The following is a 14,204-nucleotide window of genomic DNA, read 5'->3' as shown; positions in this document are numbered from 1 at the left end:
GACCAGGTGCGCAAAAAAACGCCACAGCCAGTACGAAACGTATCATTATGACATAAAAAAGCCTGAATGGATATCCAGTGTTCGTATGAAACGTTGTCGATCGCGATGACAATTTTGGAATACAATGCGCAGTTATCAAGGCGGGTGTGGTTTCGGCTTTCGCGTGGTAAACTGACTCGTTTATACTGTGTAAAAATCATTCATCAGGAGATAGCTCATGGCCAGCAGAGGCGTAAACAAAGTAATTCTGGTCGGGAACCTGGGCCAAGACCCGGAAGTCCGTTACATGCCGAATGGTGGCGCGGTCGCCAACATGACCCTGGCTACCTCCGAAAGCTGGCGCGACAAGGCAACCGGCGAGCAGAAAGAAAAGACCGAGTGGCACCGCGTCGTGCTGTTCGGCAAGCTGGCGGAAGTGGCCGGCGAATATCTGCGCAAAGGCTCGCAGGTGTATATCGAAGGTTCTCTGCAGACCCGCAAATGGACCGATCAGAGCGGCCAGGACCGTTACACCACCGAAGTGGTGGTTAACGTCGGCGGTTCCATGCAGATGCTGGGCGGCCGTCAGGGCGGCGGCGCACCGGCAGGCGGTGGTCAGGGCGGCCAGGGCGGTTGGGGCCAGCCTCAGCAGCCGCAGGGCGGCAACCAGTTCAGCGGCGGCCAGCAGCAGCAGTCGCGTCCAGCGCCAAGCAGCGCGCCGGCGGCCAGCAGCAACGAACCGCCAATGGACTTTGACGACGATATCCCGTTCTAACGGTTATCCTAACGTAGAGATTTCGCCTATCAGGCCCTGTATACACAGGGCCTTTTTGTTGCCGGACGGCGGGAGTAAAGCCCGGCGCCAGGGCACTCCGTCAGGCGCAGTCCCTCGCTATTATCGTTCGCGCCAGGCTGGGGTGATCTTTTTCAGCCAGTAGTCGGCGCTAATATAACGACCCCCACCCCATACCAGCAGAACCAGCAGCATAATGAAATAGGTGGCGGAAAACTCAATGCCGTTATTCAGGATGACAGGATCGCCCAGTTGGGTAATGTAATTGTAACGGCCGGGGAAGTTCTGCATCAGCCATTGGAGAAATGCGGTCATACGCTGGGCCGACTCCATATCGTTACTGGCAATTGCCAGCCAACCGTGAGACCAGTGCACCATCAGGCTGGCTACGCTCATCACGACCATCATTGGAATCGCTATGATGCGGGTGAATAAACCAAGCGCAATGCAGACCAGCCCAACGACTTCGGTTGAGGTCGCCAGAAAGGCCAACAGCCAGGGGAAGGGCATGCCCAGCCCCCCTTCGGCGGTCGGCGTGGCAAACCAGGCCACGGTATTACTGAAACCCAATACTTTTGAATGCGCCCCTTCGAAAATAACCGGCAGCAAATAGAGTCGGATCAGCAGCAGCGGTACAAAGTCAGCCTTTTTAACTTTGGATACCCCCCATTGGTACCAGGAAATTATTTTAGTCAGCATAGCATTATCCCTTCAGTGTTAATGATAACAGCTCGTCGTTATTGCTGGCGTCCAGCCAGGTGTAAAAAGCGGTGGTTGGTAGATATTTTGACGACTTCTCCTGTAATAATGTCGCGTGTGTTTCACCATCATTTATTTCGGCCAGTAACCGGACCTCGGCGTTATTGAGTTTTTTTTGGTAAACCGCATTATCACGCTTGCGATATATGGCGTAATAGTGCAGCGGTATTTCTCTGCTGTAACAGGGCTCGTTTTTATTTAACCAAAAAGGCAACGCCACCATGTTGAGCGTCGGGTTGAGCGTGACGACCAAGCGAGGCAGCAATTTGGCGCTTGGACTGAACCTCTGTCCGTGCGGCACCTGGGCGTCATCAATTTCAACGGCATACATCAGCCATTCATATTCAATCAGCGCCATTTCCCCGTCAGAGAACTCTGGTTGCTGGCGCATAAACAGCAATAATTCCGTCGCGATCTGATGAAATTCAGGTTGGCTGGCCTGATGCTGATAAAGAAAAGCATCGATCAGCGTTGTTATCGCCTCATCTTTTTTCTGACGGCAGTACAGAGGAAATACATTCAGCAGGACGCTATAAATGTTCTCCCGAATAATTTTCCGGTAAAGCCTCATGCCTTTTGAATAGGTATTTGCATGGCGAGAACGCAGTTGGCCGCTAAATTCGGCCTCTGCCGCCGCCAGTGAAGCCGGTACCCTATGTTGTGATGTCACGCTCGTTCCTTGTCAGGCATTTAAGCCCGCCGTATTTTTACGATGCGATGTGCTCTCTGATTTGTGTTAATTCCGCGCAGAGCGTCTCCAGCGGTGGTACATTGTTATCCCGTTCCAGCAGCAAGGGGCGGTCGCCATGAATGGCGAACGTCCGTTGCGCCAATTGCAGCACTTCCTCCAATACCGGCATGCCGTGGGTGTCGAGCCGGAATTCTTCATATTCCAGATGCCCGGCGATGTGGTAATAAACAATCGCTGCCGATGGGATGGCGCGAATGTAATCCAGGGCATCGAAGCCGTGATTGAAGGCGTTCACATAGACGTTGTTGATATCCAACAGCATGCCGCAGCGGCTGCGATGCAGCAGCTCAAGCCAGAATTCCGCCTCTGGCATTTCGTCCGGATAGCGCTGGTAAGATGAAACGTTTTCCAGCACCAATTGACGGCCGAGCATATCCTGCACTTGCTCAATACGCGACGCCAGGTACGGCAGTGCGTCGGCATAACCGGGTACCGGCAGCAGGTCATAAAGGTAACCTTGCCGATCCCGTGAGAAACACAGGTGGTCGCTGTAAATATCAATATGATACTCGTCCAGAAAACGCCGAATATCATGTATATAAGCGCTGTTCAACGGACAGACATCGCCGATTGACAGACTGAGGCCGTGGGCAATCAGCGGATATTTTTTCGCGATATCCGCCAGATACTCTTTTTTTGCCCCGCCGAGGTTCATCCAGTTATCAGGTGCCAGTTCAAGAAAGTCGATATCCTGACGTTTGGGCTGCGTGATCAATGCCGGAATGTGCTCACTGCGCAGCCCGATTCCGGCATGATTGTTCGCTATTTGCCACATACGCCGTTGATGCACTTGCTGGCATTGGTCTGAAAGCCCTGACCGCTTGGCCCGCATTTGCCGTCGCGCGCGCGTACCAATTGATCCTGAGGATCGTGCTCCAGTTTTGCCTGGCCGTAGATCTTCTCAGTACCGCATTTGCCGCTGGCGCATTTACCGCTGCTGGTCGGCGCTTGGTGTTCAACCTTGCTGGCAGGCTGCGGCGCGTCTGCCGCTGACGCGTAGGCCGTCATGCCGGCTGCCATGATTGAACCCACCACAATGGAAAGGACGATGTCTTTTTTCATGGCTTATTCCTTATTATTGGCTAATGAAATCGGGAAACAGGAGAGGTCGCGGCTGGTGTAAACCTGCCCGTGGTAGTACTGTTTCACAATATTGACGGATTGATCCTTCAGGCGGAGTCCTTTGCCCATAAAGTGGTTGAGCACCAGCACCTTGGGATTAATTTCAGCCGCAACTTTCCCCACCACATCCGGCGCGGCGTGCATAAATTTCGAGCCTTTATCGGCATTTTCATCAATAGCCAGCGGCATCACTAAAATATCCGCGCCCTTGGCAAAAGGAATGAAGGCGCGATTGCTGCCGTTCTGGTCGGCAGAAATCACAATCGTGCCTTGCGCCGTTTCGATGCGGTATGCGAGACAGGGCACGTCGCCGTGAGGTATACCCAGCGCGGTGATTTTCATCTCCTGATCTTGATAAACGAGAACCGGCTGCACGCTGGTGTAACTGATATCTTTGACATGGCTGGCGATCTTCAGCCCATCCGTCGCGTTATATAAGCCATTGAGGTAAGCGTAGGCGCCGCCCTCTTTGTTAAACAAATCGGCAAAATATTGCGTCATGGAGGGGAATGCACCGCCGCTTTCCGGCCCGGCCAGCGTGATCTCCTGTTTGTTCTTGACGAAGTAACCGCCTTTTAGAATGGCTGCCAGATCGGAGACGTGATCGGTGTGAAAGTGAGTCAGGCCGATAAACTTGAGATCTTCCAGCCGTGCGCCTGACTGGCCGAAACGTAAAAAGACCCCGCCGCCGGCATCGATCAGAATGGCGGATTTACCGTTTATCCAGATGACTTCGCCTGAGGATGCGCGTTGATCGTCGGTGATCGGCCCACCGGACCCCAGAGTTTGCAGCGTAAAGCCCCTGTCGTCGCATTGAAGAGGGGTGGCCGACGCATTGGCGTTTAATGTCAGAGCAAGCGTCAGCAGAGCGATCTTGTTAAATCCTGTTGCCATAGTAGATACCTTTCATTGGGCCACTAACGATCGTGGCCGGATCCCGTCTGTGATTAACCTATGAGTTGCGAAATTACATCATTCTCGTAACACGGCTAAACTCATTGTTATCGTGATTATTACCACTTTTATCGATAAGGGAATGCGCTGGCGTTTGCCGTTCAGCTATGCTGCTGAACATCGTTCTTGTCCTGGTTTCTGGCCGCTACTTGCGTGCAGTTATGTTGGCGAGCGTTACATGGCGTTTGTGGCGATTGTCACTACGGGCTGGATATTGTCGGGGGCAGGGCGTTATCGGGCCTTCCTGATGCGGGGGGATTGGGGAACACTAGCGTCTGACATATTTCTAACAGCAGAAAAGCCCCGTCAGGGGCTTCTGGTTTCTTGTCGCTTGGCTGATTACTTAGTTAAAGATTTCTGCGGTGCCGTGCAGTTTGTTCTGGCCGCCGGCGGAGGTGATGCGGTAGCTGCTGGCGCCGGCCGCGGCGGCTTTACTGGCCAGGGCGTCTTCCAGTGCGCTCAGGCTGGCGGCGCCGCTGACGGAAATTACACCCACTTTTTGTGCGTTGGCGGCTGGCTGGGCGACAGGTTGTTCGGCTGCCGTTGCGGTGAAGGCAGCGCCGGTCAGCAGTAATGCGGTAGCAAATTTTTTGATGTTTTTCATGATGCAATCCTCAGAGTATTTTTTATGTGAGCCGCTGGTGCGTCTCGATGAGTTAAATATTAACCAGGTGGGTCTGAGGTTAAAATCGGAGAGTTTTGAGTATCTCTGTCAAATAAATTGATATTCCGGCGTGGGGGCTGGCTGGCGCAGCAAACCATTCACCGCTACCTTTAAATTTAAACAAGGTAAGTGGGTGGAGAATGAGTGATGACGACAAATGCATTTGTTGGCAGCTGGTCACTGGTGTCTTCGGTATTCAAGAGCGAAGAGGGTGCGCCAAGCTACCCGCTCGGCGAGCAGGTGATAGGGCGCATCAATTACGAGGCCAACGGCACCATGGCGGCACAGCTGTATAGCGCGGTGCGCCCGCGCTTTGCCGCGGACGATCTGGCGCAGGGCAGCGACCAGGAGCTACGCGTCGCGTTTACCAATATGCTCAGTTATTTTGGCCGCTACCAGATTGATGAGCCGGATCAGCGGGTGATTCATCAGGTTGAAGGCTGCTCGTTTCCCAACTGGGTCGGCACCCGCTTTGTGCGTTTTTACAGTTTTTCCGGCGATAGGCTGACGCTGCGCACCGCACCGCTGCAAATCGGTAACGGCGTACAGATTGGCGAGCTGGTCTGGCAACGCATCGAGATGCCCGGATGATCACCGTTCACCACCTGAATAACTCGCGCTCGCAGCCTATCTTATGGTTTTTGGAAGAGCTGGCGGTGCCTTATCAGGTGCAGCGCTATCAGCGGGAGGCGGGGAGCCTGCTGGCGCCGCCGGCGTTGAAGAAAATCCACCCGCTGGGCAAATCGCCGGTAATTGTTGACGGCGATTTGACGCTGGCCGAGTCCGGCGCAATCATCGAGTATCTGCAGGAAGCCTATGATGCGCAGGGGCTGTTTATCCCCACCGATTTTCATGCGCGTCAGCAGTACCGCTACTGGCTGCACTATGCGGAAGGTTCGCTGATGCCGCTGCTGGTGATGAAGCTGGTGTTTGGCCGCCTTGGGCAACCGCCGGTGCCGCTGCTGCTGCGCAAGGTGGCCGGCGCCGTCGGTAAAGGAGTGCAGCGCAACTATCTCGATAAGCAGATCGCCGTGCATCGCGACTATCTGGAACGACACCTGCGGAGCAACCCCTGGTTTGCCGGCCATGACTTCAGCGCCGCCGATATCAAAATGAGCTTTCCGCTGGAGGCGATGGCCGCGCGCAGCGGGCTGGACGGCTGCCCGCAGCTGCGCGATTTTCTGCGGCGCATTCATCAGCGCCCGGCTTACCAGCGTGCGCTGGAGCAGGGCGGCCCTTATCATCTGCTGCTCTAGCCGTCTGGACTATACTCGATAGGTCACTGTTTCTCGGAGAAGGTCCATGACGACTCAAATCTTTGTCAATTTGCCGGTCAGCGATCTGCCCGCCTCCATGGCCTTTTTTGGTCAGCTGGGCTTTGCCTTCAACCAGCAGTTTACCGACGACAGCGCCGCCTGCATGGTGGTGAGCGACACCATCTATGTGATGCTGTTAACCCACGATAAATTCAAAATGTTTACCCCCAATCCGATTAGCGATGCGAAGCGCGCCAGCGAAGTGCTGCTCTGTCTGTCGCGGCCCAGCCGCGCGGCGGTGGACGAACTGGTGCGCAAGGCGATCGCCGCCGGCGGCAATACCTATAACCAGCCGCAGGACCACGGTTTTATGTACGGCCACGGCTTCCAGGATCTGGACGGCCATATCTGGGAGCTGATGTTTATGGATCCGCAGGCCATGCCGGCCTGAATGTCCGGGCCTCAGCATGCGGCGGCGTTGTGGTTAATCGCGTCGGAACGACGACTTTTTACCCTTTCTGTCGCGATCTTTAGTTGATCGGACGGTATAGAAGGCTGGATAATCGTTTGCTTCAGTAAAAACACTATAAATTCACCCGTACCTCACGCCGAGAGTTAATCGTTTGCCTTGTGCGCGGCCGCTATCTGCCGCGCAGCGCAAGGCGTTGGGAGCAAACGTGGCGGAAACGATTCCGTTCTGTCGGCTGCGGACGTAAAACACTTTCTGCATCAGACAAGCAGTGATTACAGGGGACAGCAACATGTCGAATTCTCAAGCGAATAACGCCGCACCAACAAAAGGCGGGCTTGACGGTTATTTTAAAATTTCGCAGCGCGGCAGCAGCGTGCGGCAGGAAGTGGTGGCCGGCCTGACCACCTTTTTGGCGATGGTCTATTCGGTGATTGTGGTGCCGAGCATGCTGGGCAAGGCGGGCTTCCCGCCGACCGCGGTGTTCGTCGCCACCTGTCTGGTGGCCGGCTTCGGCTCGCTGCTGATGGGGCTGTGGGCCAACCTGCCGATGGCGATCGGCTGCGCCATCTCGCTGACGGCGTTTACCGCCTTTAGTCTGGTGCTGGGCCAGCAGATCAGCATTCCGGTGGCGCTGGGGGCGGTGTGCCTGATGGGGCTGCTGTTTACCGTGATCTCGGTGACCGGCATCCGCTCCTGGATCCTGCGTAACCTGCCGATGGGCGTGGCGCACGGCACCGGCATCGGTATCGGCCTGTTCCTGCTGCTGATCGCCGCCAACGGCGTCGGCCTGGTGGTGAAAAACCCGCTGGACGGGCTGCCGGTGGCGCTGGGCGCCTTTACCTCCTTCCCGGTGGTGATGACGCTGCTCGGGCTGGCGGTGATTTTCGGCCTGGAGAAGCTGCGGGTGCCGGGCGGCATTCTGCTGGTGATTATCGCCATCTCCGTTATCGGCCTGATTTTCGACCCGGCGGTGAAGTATCAGGGGCTGTTCGCCATGCCGAGCCTGGCCGATGAGCAGGGCAACTCGCTGATTTTCAGCCTGGATATTATGGGCGCGCTGCAGCCGGTGGTGCTGCCGAGCGTGCTGGCGCTGGTGATGACCGCGGTGTTTGACGCCACCGGCACCATCCGTGCGGTCGCCGGGCAGGCGAACCTGCTGGATAAAGACGGCCAGATCGTCAACGGCGGCAAGGCGCTGACTTCCGACTCGGTCAGCAGCATTTTCTCGGCGCTGGTGGGCGCCGCGCCGGCGGCGGTATACATCGAATCGGCGGCGGGCACCGCGGCCGGCGGTAAAACCGGCCTGACCGCCACCGTGGTGGGGCTGCTGTTCCTGCTGATTCTGTTCCTGTCGCCGCTCTCCTACCTGGTGCCGGTGTATGCGACGGCGCCGGCGCTGATGTATGTCGGCCTGCTGATGCTCAGCAACGTCACCAAGCTGGATTTTGACGACTTTGTCGACGCGATGTCCGGCCTGTTGTGCGCGGTGTTTATCGTCCTGACCTGCAATATCGTCACCGGCATTATGCTGGGCTTCAGCGCGCTGGTGATCGGCCGGATCTTCTCCGGCGAATGGCGCAAGCTGAATATCGGCACCGTAGTGATTGCGGTGGCGCTGGTGGTGTTTTACGCCGGCGGCTGGGCCATCTGACGCCTCTGCCGGGGCGCGTTTGGCGCGCCCCGGTTTCAGATTACTCTCCTTAATCTATTTCGCCATTTTGAAAGGCACAACAAGCTTTCACCGACGTAAAAAAAGTGATCTACTATTTGGCACGTACTCTGGCAATACGCCGTTGAGGTCGAAACCGTAGAGTCTAAGGAAAGCATGGAAATCTTTTTTACAATCCTCATTTTAATCCTGGTGGTCTCCCTGTCCGGGGTGGTGACGCGTATGTTGCCGTTCCAGGTGCCGCTCCCGTTAATGCAAATCGCCATCGGTGCGATGTTGGCCTGGCCGCATTTCGGGCTGCACGTGGACTTCGATCCGGAACTGTTTTTAGTGCTGTTTATCCCGCCGCTGCTGTTTGCCGACGGCTGGAAAACGCCGATGCGCGAGTTTATTCACCACGGCCGTGAGGTGCTCGGGCTGGCGCTGGTGCTGGTGCTGATCACCGTGGTCGGCGTCGGCTATCTGATCTACCTGATGGTGCCGGGCATTCCGCTGGTGGCGGCGTTTGCGCTGGCGGCGGTGCTGTCGCCGACCGATGCCGTGGCGTTGTCCGGCATCGTCGGTAAAGGGCGGATCCCGAAACCGATTATGGGCGTGCTGGAGGGCGAGGCGCTGATGAACGACGCCTCCGGCCTGGTGTCGCTCAAGTTCGCCATCGCGGTGGCGATGGGCACCATGGTGTTCACCGTGGGCGGCGCGACGCTGGAATTCCTCAAGGTGGCGATCGGCGGCCTGCTGGCCGGCGTGGCGGTCACCTGGACCTACAGTAAGTCGCTGCGCGTGATGAGCCGCTGGAGCGGCGACGACCCGGCGACGCAGATCGTCTTCTTACTGCTGCTGCCGTTTGCCTCTTACCTGATTGCCGAACATATCGGCGTATCGGGGATCCTGGCGGCGGTCGCGGCGGGGATGACCATCAGCCAGTCCGGCGTGATCCGCAATGCGCCGCTGGCGATGCGCCTGCGCGCCAACAGCGTCTGGGCGATGCTGGAGTTCGTATTTAACGGCATGGTGTTCATTATGTTGGGCCTGCAGCTGCCGGGGATCCTGGAAACCTCGATTCTGCAGGCGGAGCTGGACCCGACGATTCAGACCTGGTATCTGTTTGCCGACGTGGCGATTATCTACGCCGCGCTGCTGCTGCTGCGCTTCACCTGGCTGTGGCTGATGAAGGGCGCCAGCAAGCGGCTGCTGAAAAAGCGCCCGCTGCAGTTTGGCAACTACACCACGCGTGAGCTGTGGGTGGCGTCGTTCGCCGGGGTGCGCGGGGCGATTACGCTGGCCGGCGTGCTGTCGATTCCGCTGTTGCTCAGCGACGGCAGCGCCTTCCCGGCGCGTTATCAACTGGTGTTTATCGCCGCCGGGGTGATCCTGCTGTCGCTGATTGTCGGCGTTATCGCGCTGCCGCTGCTGTTGCGCGGCGTGCAGGTGGCGGACCCGAGCGTCAGTAAGGGCGAAGAGCGGATGGCGATTGCGATGGCGGCGGAAGTGGCGATCGAAAGCATCAACAAAATGGAAGAGCGGCTGACGGCGGATACCGAGGAGAATATCGATCCGCAGGTGCTGAAAGAGGTCAGCTCGCGGGTGGTCGGTATGCTGCGCCGCCGGGTCGCCAGCAAAGACGATATTGAGAACGCGCTGGAGCTGGAAAACCTGGAGCGACGCTTCCGTCTGACGGCGCTGCGCGCCGAGCGCGGCGAGCTGTATCACCTGCGCGCGACGCAGAAAATCAGCAATGAGACGCTGCAGAAACTGCTGCACGATCTCGACCTGCTGGAGGCGCTGCTGGTGGAGCGCGAAGGCTAAGAGCAGGAATTAACCGTAAGGGGCTGAAGAAATTCAGCCCTTTTTTATTTCATCATCGACAGGTGGTCGCGGCAGCAGGCGATCCACGCCTGGGCGCTGTGGGACAGATAACTGTCCTGGCGCCAGATCAGCCCGACCTTCCACTCCATCAGCGGTTCCAGCGGCAGCCAGATCAGGCTCTCCTTATCCAGCCACTGACAGACCGGCTCCGGCAGGGCGGCGATGCCGACGCCGGCCTGCACCATTGAGGCCAGAAAGTCCCACTGGCCGCTGCGCACCGCGATGCGCGGCTCCAGCTCGGCGCGGCGGAAGGCCGCCATCAGCATCTTGTACAGCGCGAAATCTTCGTTATAGATCAGCAGCGGCCAGGCGGCCAGCTCCTCCAGGCTGACGCAGCTGCGTCCTTGCCAGTACTGATTGCGCGGCACCACGACGCACATCGGGTGGGTCAGCAGCGGCAGAAAGGTCAGCGGCCGGTCGGCATCGGGCGAGTAGACCGTCATCGCCAGATCCAGCTCGCCCGCCAGCACCCGCTGCTCGCCGGACAGGCCGCCCAGCTCGGAGATGCGCAGCTCAATGCCGGGATAGGCGTGGCGGAAGTGGCGGATTAAACCGGCGATTTGCCGGCCGACCATCGGCGGGATGCCCAGCCGCAGCACGCCTTTTCTCACCGCGCTGATGTCTTCCAGCTCGGCCTCCAGCTGGCGGAACTCATCCAGGATCGCCACGCCGCGCTGATAGACCGCCTGGCCGCTGTCCGTCAGGTGCAGTTTGCGCCCCTCGCGGATCAGCAGGGTGCATTCCAGCTCATCTTCCAGATGGCGCAGCATCTTGCTGATGGTCGGTTGGGTGACGAACAGTTTTTCCGCCGCGCGGGTAAAGCTCTGCTGACGCACGACTTCGACAAAGTAGCGTAGGGTACGAACATCCACGATCCGTTCTCCGATAGGCGATACCGGCGGGAAACTATTCCCTTAAGGCATGAAGTTGATAATTTTAATTCATTTCAGGGCTGGTTTCCCGGCTGCGTATACTGTAACCCGTCATTTTTTTGCTTGAGGCCGCTCTCCATGTCCCTGGCGTTACGTCGTGCTGCGCCATCCCTGCTGGCCCGCCTGCAGGTTCCCGTTCAGGTTGTGTTGTACGCGCTGCTGTTCTTGCTGGCCGACCGGCTGGTGGCGCAGTTCCATTTACCGTTACCCGCCAATATTGTCGGCATGCTGATGCTGCTGGCGTTGATTGTGCTGCGCGTGCTGCCGCTGAGCTGGGTGCGGGCCGGCGCGCGCTGGCTGCTGGCGGAGATGCTGCTGTTCTTCGTGCCGGCGGTGGTGGCGGTGGTCAACTATGCGCAGCTGCTGATGGTGGAGGGCTGGAAGATTTTTCTGGTGATTGCCGTCAGCACCATGCTGACGCTGGGGGCCACCGGACTGGTGGTGGACCGCGTCTATCGTTTCGAACTCTGGCTGCAGCGGCGTAAGCATCATGAATGATTTTCTCCTCAGCCTGCTCTGTCTGGCCGCCACGCTGGCGCTCTACTTCGCCAATAAGCGGCTCTATCGCCGTCGCCGCAGCCTGCTGCTGATGCCGCTGGTGCTGACGCCGATGATTCTGGTGCTGCTGCTGGTGGTGACGCATATTTCCTACCGCGACTATCTGGGGGAGACCCACTGGCTGCTGTGGCTGCTCGGCCCGGCGACCATCGCCTTTGCGGTGCCGGTGTATGAGAACCTGCACATTATCCGCCGTCACTGGCTGTCGCTCAGCGCTGGGGTGATCACGGCGGTATGCGTGGCGGTGTACAGCTCGGTCTGGCTGGCGCGTCTGCTGACGCTGTCTGAAGAGGTGCAGCGCAGCCTGGCGGTGCGTTCGATCACCACGCCTTTCGCGCTGGAGGCGGCCAAGCAGATGGGCGGCCAGCCGGATCTGGTGGCGCTGTTTGTGGTGATCACCGGGGTGTTCGGTATGGCGGTGGGGGATATTCTGTTTTTGCGTCTGTCGGTGCGCAGCGGCCTGGCGAAGGGCGCCGGGCTGGGGGCGTCGTCGCACGGCGCGGGTACCGCACGCGCCTATGAGATGGGGCAGGAAGAGGGCGTGGTATCCAGCCTGGTGATGATGCTGGCCGGCATCATTACCGTGCTGGCCGCGCCGCTGATTGGTCTGTGGATGTGGTAATACGCCGACGGCGCCGGGCGCACCCGGCGCCGTACGTTTAGCGGCGGGCGGTAGCGATCAGTTCGACCACCAGCGGCGAGAGCGCGTTACGCAGGGCGGCGCGTTCAGACTGGAACAGCGTGGCGGCGTAGAAGCGGTGCGTTGGCAGTTCGATGGCGCGGACGTCGCCTTCGCTATCGTGTGCGCTGACGAGCAGCGGGAACTGCTGCAGCTGGCTGACAAAGTCCGGGTTAACGCCAAAGTTGCAGTGGTAGCCCTCATGGGTTTCCAGGCTGCCGTACGCCTGCGCAATGCGGGTGTTCGGCTGCAGCAGCACGGTGCCGGTTTTTTCCACCAGTGAGCAGCTCAGCGGGGTGATCACCTGCCGTCCCGTGCTGTCGGTCTCCGCGTGGGTGGCATCGTGCCAGCCCATGACGTTGCGGGCGTACTCCACCACCGCGTATTGAAAACCGCCGCAGGAGCCAAGGAAGGGCACGTCATGCTCACGGGCGTAACGGATGGCGGTAAACGCCCCGTCGTCATGGCGGTACGGGCTGCCGGGCACTACCCAGATCGCATCATACTCTTGCAGCACGGCGCTGTCGGTTATGGTTTCGGTGGGCAACCAGCGGGACTGGACGTCAACATCAAGATGGGAAGCGGCAAGCGTGAGCGCGGTGGGAATGGCCTGGTGGGCGACGGCTTCGGGGCGATAATCGCCGACCAGTGCAATGCGAACCTGGGGTTTCATCACTTTCTCCTGTATGGGCAAAAAGAGATGTTAGAGCAAAGTTAACAATTCGTCTGCTGCGCCGCAGAAGATGCGCACGTTTTGCCGGCGGGGGCGTCCGCCCCCGGTGCTAAATTCAGTACAGCGACGGCGCGCCGGCCGGGCGAGTCTTAAAGCGGCGGTGCAGCCACATATACTGCTCCGGCGCGCGCATAATCTCTTTTTCCACCACCTTGTTCATATAGGCGGCGGCGGCCATTTCGTCGGTCAGCGGGTAGTCTTCCAGCGCCGGCTGGATCAGCAGGTCGTAGCCGGCGCCGTTTTCACGCCGAATCAGCACTACCGGCACCAGCGCCGGCTGCGCCATGCGCGCCAGCATAAAGGTGCCTCTGGTGGTGGCGGCCTGATCGACGGCAAACAGCGGCGCAAACACGCTGCCGCGCGGGCCGTAATCCTGGTCGGGGGCGAACCATACCGCTTCGCCGCCTTTCAGCGCCTGCACCATGCCGCGCAGGTTTTTGCGGTCAAGCATCGCCTTGTTGGAGCGCATACGGCCTTTGGTCTGCGCCCACTCCATCGCCTTGTTGTTGTGCGGGCGGTACATCGCCATCATCGGCTGGCACAGGCCCATTGCCCGGCCGCCCAGCTCCAGCGACATAAAGTGCACGCCAATCACCAGCACGCCGCGGCCGTTCTGCTGCGCCATCTTCAGGTGGTTGATGCCGGAGACGTTAAACCAGCGTTTGACGCGCTTATCCGGCCAGAACCAGGCGATGCCGGTTTCCAGCAGCCCCATGCCGAGGGATTCAAAATTGCTGACCACTTTGCGCTCGCGCTGTGCGGCGTCCATATCCGGGAAGCACAGCTCCAGGTTGCGGCGGGTGATGGTGACGCGGCGTTTCAAAAAGCGCATCGAGGTACGGCCCATCCATACGCCGAGCTTATGCAGCAGCGGGTAGGGTAATTGCACCAGCAGGAACAGCACCGCCAGGCCAAACCAGGTCAGCCAGTAGCGGGGGTGCAGCAGGGCGCGTTGGAATTCTTGCGGACGATTCATAGTCACTCATTTATGCATTAAGGGTAAGAAACCTGTAACGC

17 protein-coding genes are annotated in these 14,204 nt (G+C 58.7%); 8 read left to right on the top strand and 9 right to left on the bottom strand.

Features of this window, described 5'->3' with window-relative positions; genetic code table 11:
* Positions 1 to 217 precede the first annotated feature (217 nt).
* The gene (gene ssb1 / locus I6G83_RS04695) at positions 218 to 754 is read left to right on the top strand and encodes a single-stranded DNA-binding protein SSB1 (protein ID WP_054305547.1); all 537 of its coding nucleotides are present in this window, start codon (positions 218 to 220) and stop codon (positions 752 to 754) included.
* A 120-nt stretch (positions 755 to 874) separates the two neighbouring features.
* Here the strand turns inward: ssb1 and I6G83_RS04690 are convergent, their stop codons facing one another.
* The 6 genes from I6G83_RS04690 to bhsA all read right to left on the bottom strand — a co-directional run bounded on the left by I6G83_RS04690 (position 875) and on the right by bhsA (position 4,962).
* Positions 875 to 1,471, bottom strand: a complete 597-nt coding sequence (locus I6G83_RS04690; RefSeq protein WP_054305548.1) for an HvfX family Cu-binding RiPP maturation protein — start codon at positions 1,469 to 1,471, stop codon at positions 875 to 877.
* 4 nt (positions 1,472 to 1,475) lie between these two features.
* On the bottom strand, positions 1,476 to 2,201 hold the full coding sequence (locus I6G83_RS04685) for an HvfC/BufC family peptide modification chaperone (RefSeq protein WP_072186092.1): 726 nt from the start codon (positions 2,199 to 2,201) through the stop codon (positions 1,476 to 1,478).
* Positions 2,202 to 2,238: 37 nt separating this feature from the next.
* The gene (locus I6G83_RS04680; protein ID WP_054305550.1) at positions 2,239 to 3,057 is read right to left on the bottom strand and encodes a DUF692 domain-containing protein; all 819 of its coding nucleotides are present in this window, start codon (positions 3,055 to 3,057) and stop codon (positions 2,239 to 2,241) included.
* Positions 3,045 to 3,344, bottom strand: coding sequence for a hypothetical protein (locus I6G83_RS04675; protein ID WP_054305551.1), 300 nt, complete (start codon positions 3,342 to 3,344; stop codon positions 3,045 to 3,047). Before I6G83_RS04675 ends, I6G83_RS04680 begins: the two co-directional genes overlap by 13 nt.
* A gap of 3 nt (positions 3,345 to 3,347) precedes the next feature.
* Positions 3,348 to 4,298 carry an MBL fold metallo-hydrolase gene (locus I6G83_RS04670; protein WP_054305552.1) on the bottom strand — a complete coding sequence of 317 codons (951 nt, stop codon included), beginning with the start codon at positions 4,296 to 4,298 and terminating at the stop codon, positions 3,348 to 3,350.
* 403 nt (positions 4,299 to 4,701) lie between these two features.
* Positions 4,702 to 4,962 carry a multiple stress resistance protein BhsA gene (gene bhsA, locus I6G83_RS04665; RefSeq protein ID WP_054305553.1) on the bottom strand — a complete coding sequence of 87 codons (261 nt, stop codon included), beginning with the start codon at positions 4,960 to 4,962 and terminating at the stop codon, positions 4,702 to 4,704.
* Between the two features lie 207 nt (positions 4,963 to 5,169).
* Here bhsA and I6G83_RS04660 point away from each other — a divergent pair, with 207 nt between their 5' ends.
* From I6G83_RS04660 to I6G83_RS04640, 5 genes are all read left to right on the top strand, one after another.
* Positions 5,170 to 5,613, top strand: coding sequence for a lipocalin-like domain-containing protein (locus I6G83_RS04660; RefSeq protein WP_015962062.1), 444 nt, complete (start codon positions 5,170 to 5,172; stop codon positions 5,611 to 5,613).
* Positions 5,610 to 6,278 (top strand): glutathione S-transferase family protein, encoded by a 669-nt coding sequence (locus tag I6G83_RS04655; RefSeq protein WP_054305554.1) that lies wholly within the window; start codon positions 5,610 to 5,612, stop codon positions 6,276 to 6,278. Before I6G83_RS04660 ends, I6G83_RS04655 begins: the two co-directional genes overlap by 4 nt.
* 46 nt (positions 6,279 to 6,324) lie before the next feature.
* Entirely contained in the window at positions 6,325 to 6,729 is a 405-nt protein-coding gene (locus I6G83_RS04650) for a VOC family protein (protein ID WP_015962060.1), read from the top strand.
* Between the two features lie 310 nt (positions 6,730 to 7,039).
* Positions 7,040 to 8,401 carry an NCS2 family permease gene (locus I6G83_RS04645; protein WP_054305555.1) on the top strand — a complete coding sequence of 454 codons (1,362 nt, stop codon included), beginning with the start codon at positions 7,040 to 7,042 and terminating at the stop codon, positions 8,399 to 8,401.
* Between the two features lie 174 nt (positions 8,402 to 8,575).
* On the top strand, positions 8,576 to 10,225 hold the full coding sequence (locus I6G83_RS04640) for a Na+/H+ antiporter (protein WP_054305556.1): 1,650 nt from the start codon (positions 8,576 to 8,578) through the stop codon (positions 10,223 to 10,225).
* Positions 10,226 to 10,269: 44 nt separating this feature from the next.
* On the opposite strand, the gene I6G83_RS04635 is transcribed toward I6G83_RS04640, so the two are convergent.
* Positions 10,270 to 11,157, bottom strand: a complete 888-nt coding sequence (locus I6G83_RS04635) for a LysR family transcriptional regulator (RefSeq protein WP_054305557.1) — start codon at positions 11,155 to 11,157, stop codon at positions 10,270 to 10,272.
* A 138-nt stretch (positions 11,158 to 11,295) separates the two neighbouring features.
* Between I6G83_RS04635 and I6G83_RS04630 the strand changes: the two genes are divergently transcribed.
* Both I6G83_RS04630 and I6G83_RS04625 read left to right on the top strand, forming a co-directional pair.
* Positions 11,296 to 11,715 (top strand): CidA/LrgA family protein, encoded by a 420-nt coding sequence (locus tag I6G83_RS04630; protein WP_015962056.1) that lies wholly within the window; start codon positions 11,296 to 11,298, stop codon positions 11,713 to 11,715.
* Positions 11,708 to 12,397 carry an LrgB family protein gene (locus I6G83_RS04625; RefSeq protein WP_015962055.1) on the top strand — a complete coding sequence of 230 codons (690 nt, stop codon included), beginning with the start codon at positions 11,708 to 11,710 and terminating at the stop codon, positions 12,395 to 12,397. Before I6G83_RS04630 ends, I6G83_RS04625 begins: the two co-directional genes overlap by 8 nt.
* A 37-nt stretch (positions 12,398 to 12,434) precedes the next feature.
* Here I6G83_RS04625 and I6G83_RS04620 read toward each other — a convergent pair whose 3' ends face one another.
* Together I6G83_RS04620 and lpxP are read right to left on the bottom strand one after the other, a co-directional pair.
* On the bottom strand, positions 12,435 to 13,127 hold the full coding sequence (locus I6G83_RS04620; protein WP_054305558.1) for a CTP synthase C-terminal region-related (seleno)protein: 693 nt from the start codon (positions 13,125 to 13,127) through the stop codon (positions 12,435 to 12,437).
* Between the two features lie 115 nt (positions 13,128 to 13,242).
* The gene (gene lpxP, locus I6G83_RS04615; protein WP_054305559.1) at positions 13,243 to 14,163 is read right to left on the bottom strand and encodes a kdo(2)-lipid IV(A) palmitoleoyltransferase; all 921 of its coding nucleotides are present in this window, start codon (positions 14,161 to 14,163) and stop codon (positions 13,243 to 13,245) included.
* Positions 14,164 to 14,204: the final 41 nt, after the last annotated feature.

It is taken from the genome of Serratia rubidaea, assembly GCF_016026735.1.
Taxonomy (GTDB): Bacteria; Pseudomonadota; Gammaproteobacteria; order Enterobacterales; family Enterobacteriaceae; genus Serratia_B; species Serratia_B rubidaea.
This window is presented reverse-complemented; position numbering and strand designations above follow the sequence as displayed.

Bases quoted from the DNA above. Each gene is read 5' to 3' on its own strand.
- ssb1 (WP_054305547.1), top strand. From the start codon at position 218: ATGGCCAGCAGAGGCGTAAACAAAGTAATTCTGGTCGGGAACCTGGGC.
- I6G83_RS04690 (WP_054305548.1), bottom strand. From the start codon at position 1,471: ATGCTGACTAAAATAATTTCCTGGTACCAATGGGGGGTATCCAAAGTT.
- I6G83_RS04680 (WP_054305550.1), bottom strand. From the start codon at position 3,057: ATGTGGCAAATAGCGAACAATCATGCCGGAATCGGGCTGCGCAGTGAG.
- I6G83_RS04675 (WP_054305551.1), bottom strand. From the start codon at position 3,344: ATGAAAAAAGACATCGTCCTTTCCATTGTGGTGGGTTCAATCATGGCA.
- I6G83_RS04670 (WP_054305552.1), bottom strand. From the start codon at position 4,298: ATGGCAACAGGATTTAACAAGATCGCTCTGCTGACGCTTGCTCTGACA.
- bhsA (WP_054305553.1), bottom strand. From the start codon at position 4,962: ATGAAAAACATCAAAAAATTTGCTACCGCATTACTGCTGACCGGCGCT.
- I6G83_RS04660 (WP_015962062.1), top strand. From the start codon at position 5,170: ATGACGACAAATGCATTTGTTGGCAGCTGGTCACTGGTGTCTTCGGTA.
- I6G83_RS04655 (WP_054305554.1), top strand. From the start codon at position 5,610: ATGATCACCGTTCACCACCTGAATAACTCGCGCTCGCAGCCTATCTTA.
- I6G83_RS04650 (WP_015962060.1), top strand. From the start codon at position 6,325: ATGACGACTCAAATCTTTGTCAATTTGCCGGTCAGCGATCTGCCCGCC.
- I6G83_RS04645 (WP_054305555.1), top strand. From the start codon at position 7,040: ATGTCGAATTCTCAAGCGAATAACGCCGCACCAACAAAAGGCGGGCTT.
- I6G83_RS04640 (WP_054305556.1), top strand. From the start codon at position 8,576: ATGGAAATCTTTTTTACAATCCTCATTTTAATCCTGGTGGTCTCCCTG.
- I6G83_RS04630 (WP_015962056.1), top strand. From the start codon at position 11,296: ATGTCCCTGGCGTTACGTCGTGCTGCGCCATCCCTGCTGGCCCGCCTG.
- I6G83_RS04625 (WP_015962055.1), top strand. From the start codon at position 11,708: ATGAATGATTTTCTCCTCAGCCTGCTCTGTCTGGCCGCCACGCTGGCG.
- I6G83_RS04620 (WP_054305558.1), bottom strand. From the start codon at position 13,127: ATGAAACCCCAGGTTCGCATTGCACTGGTCGGCGATTATCGCCCCGAA.
- lpxP (WP_054305559.1), bottom strand. From the start codon at position 14,163: ATGAATCGTCCGCAAGAATTCCAACGCGCCCTGCTGCACCCCCGCTAC.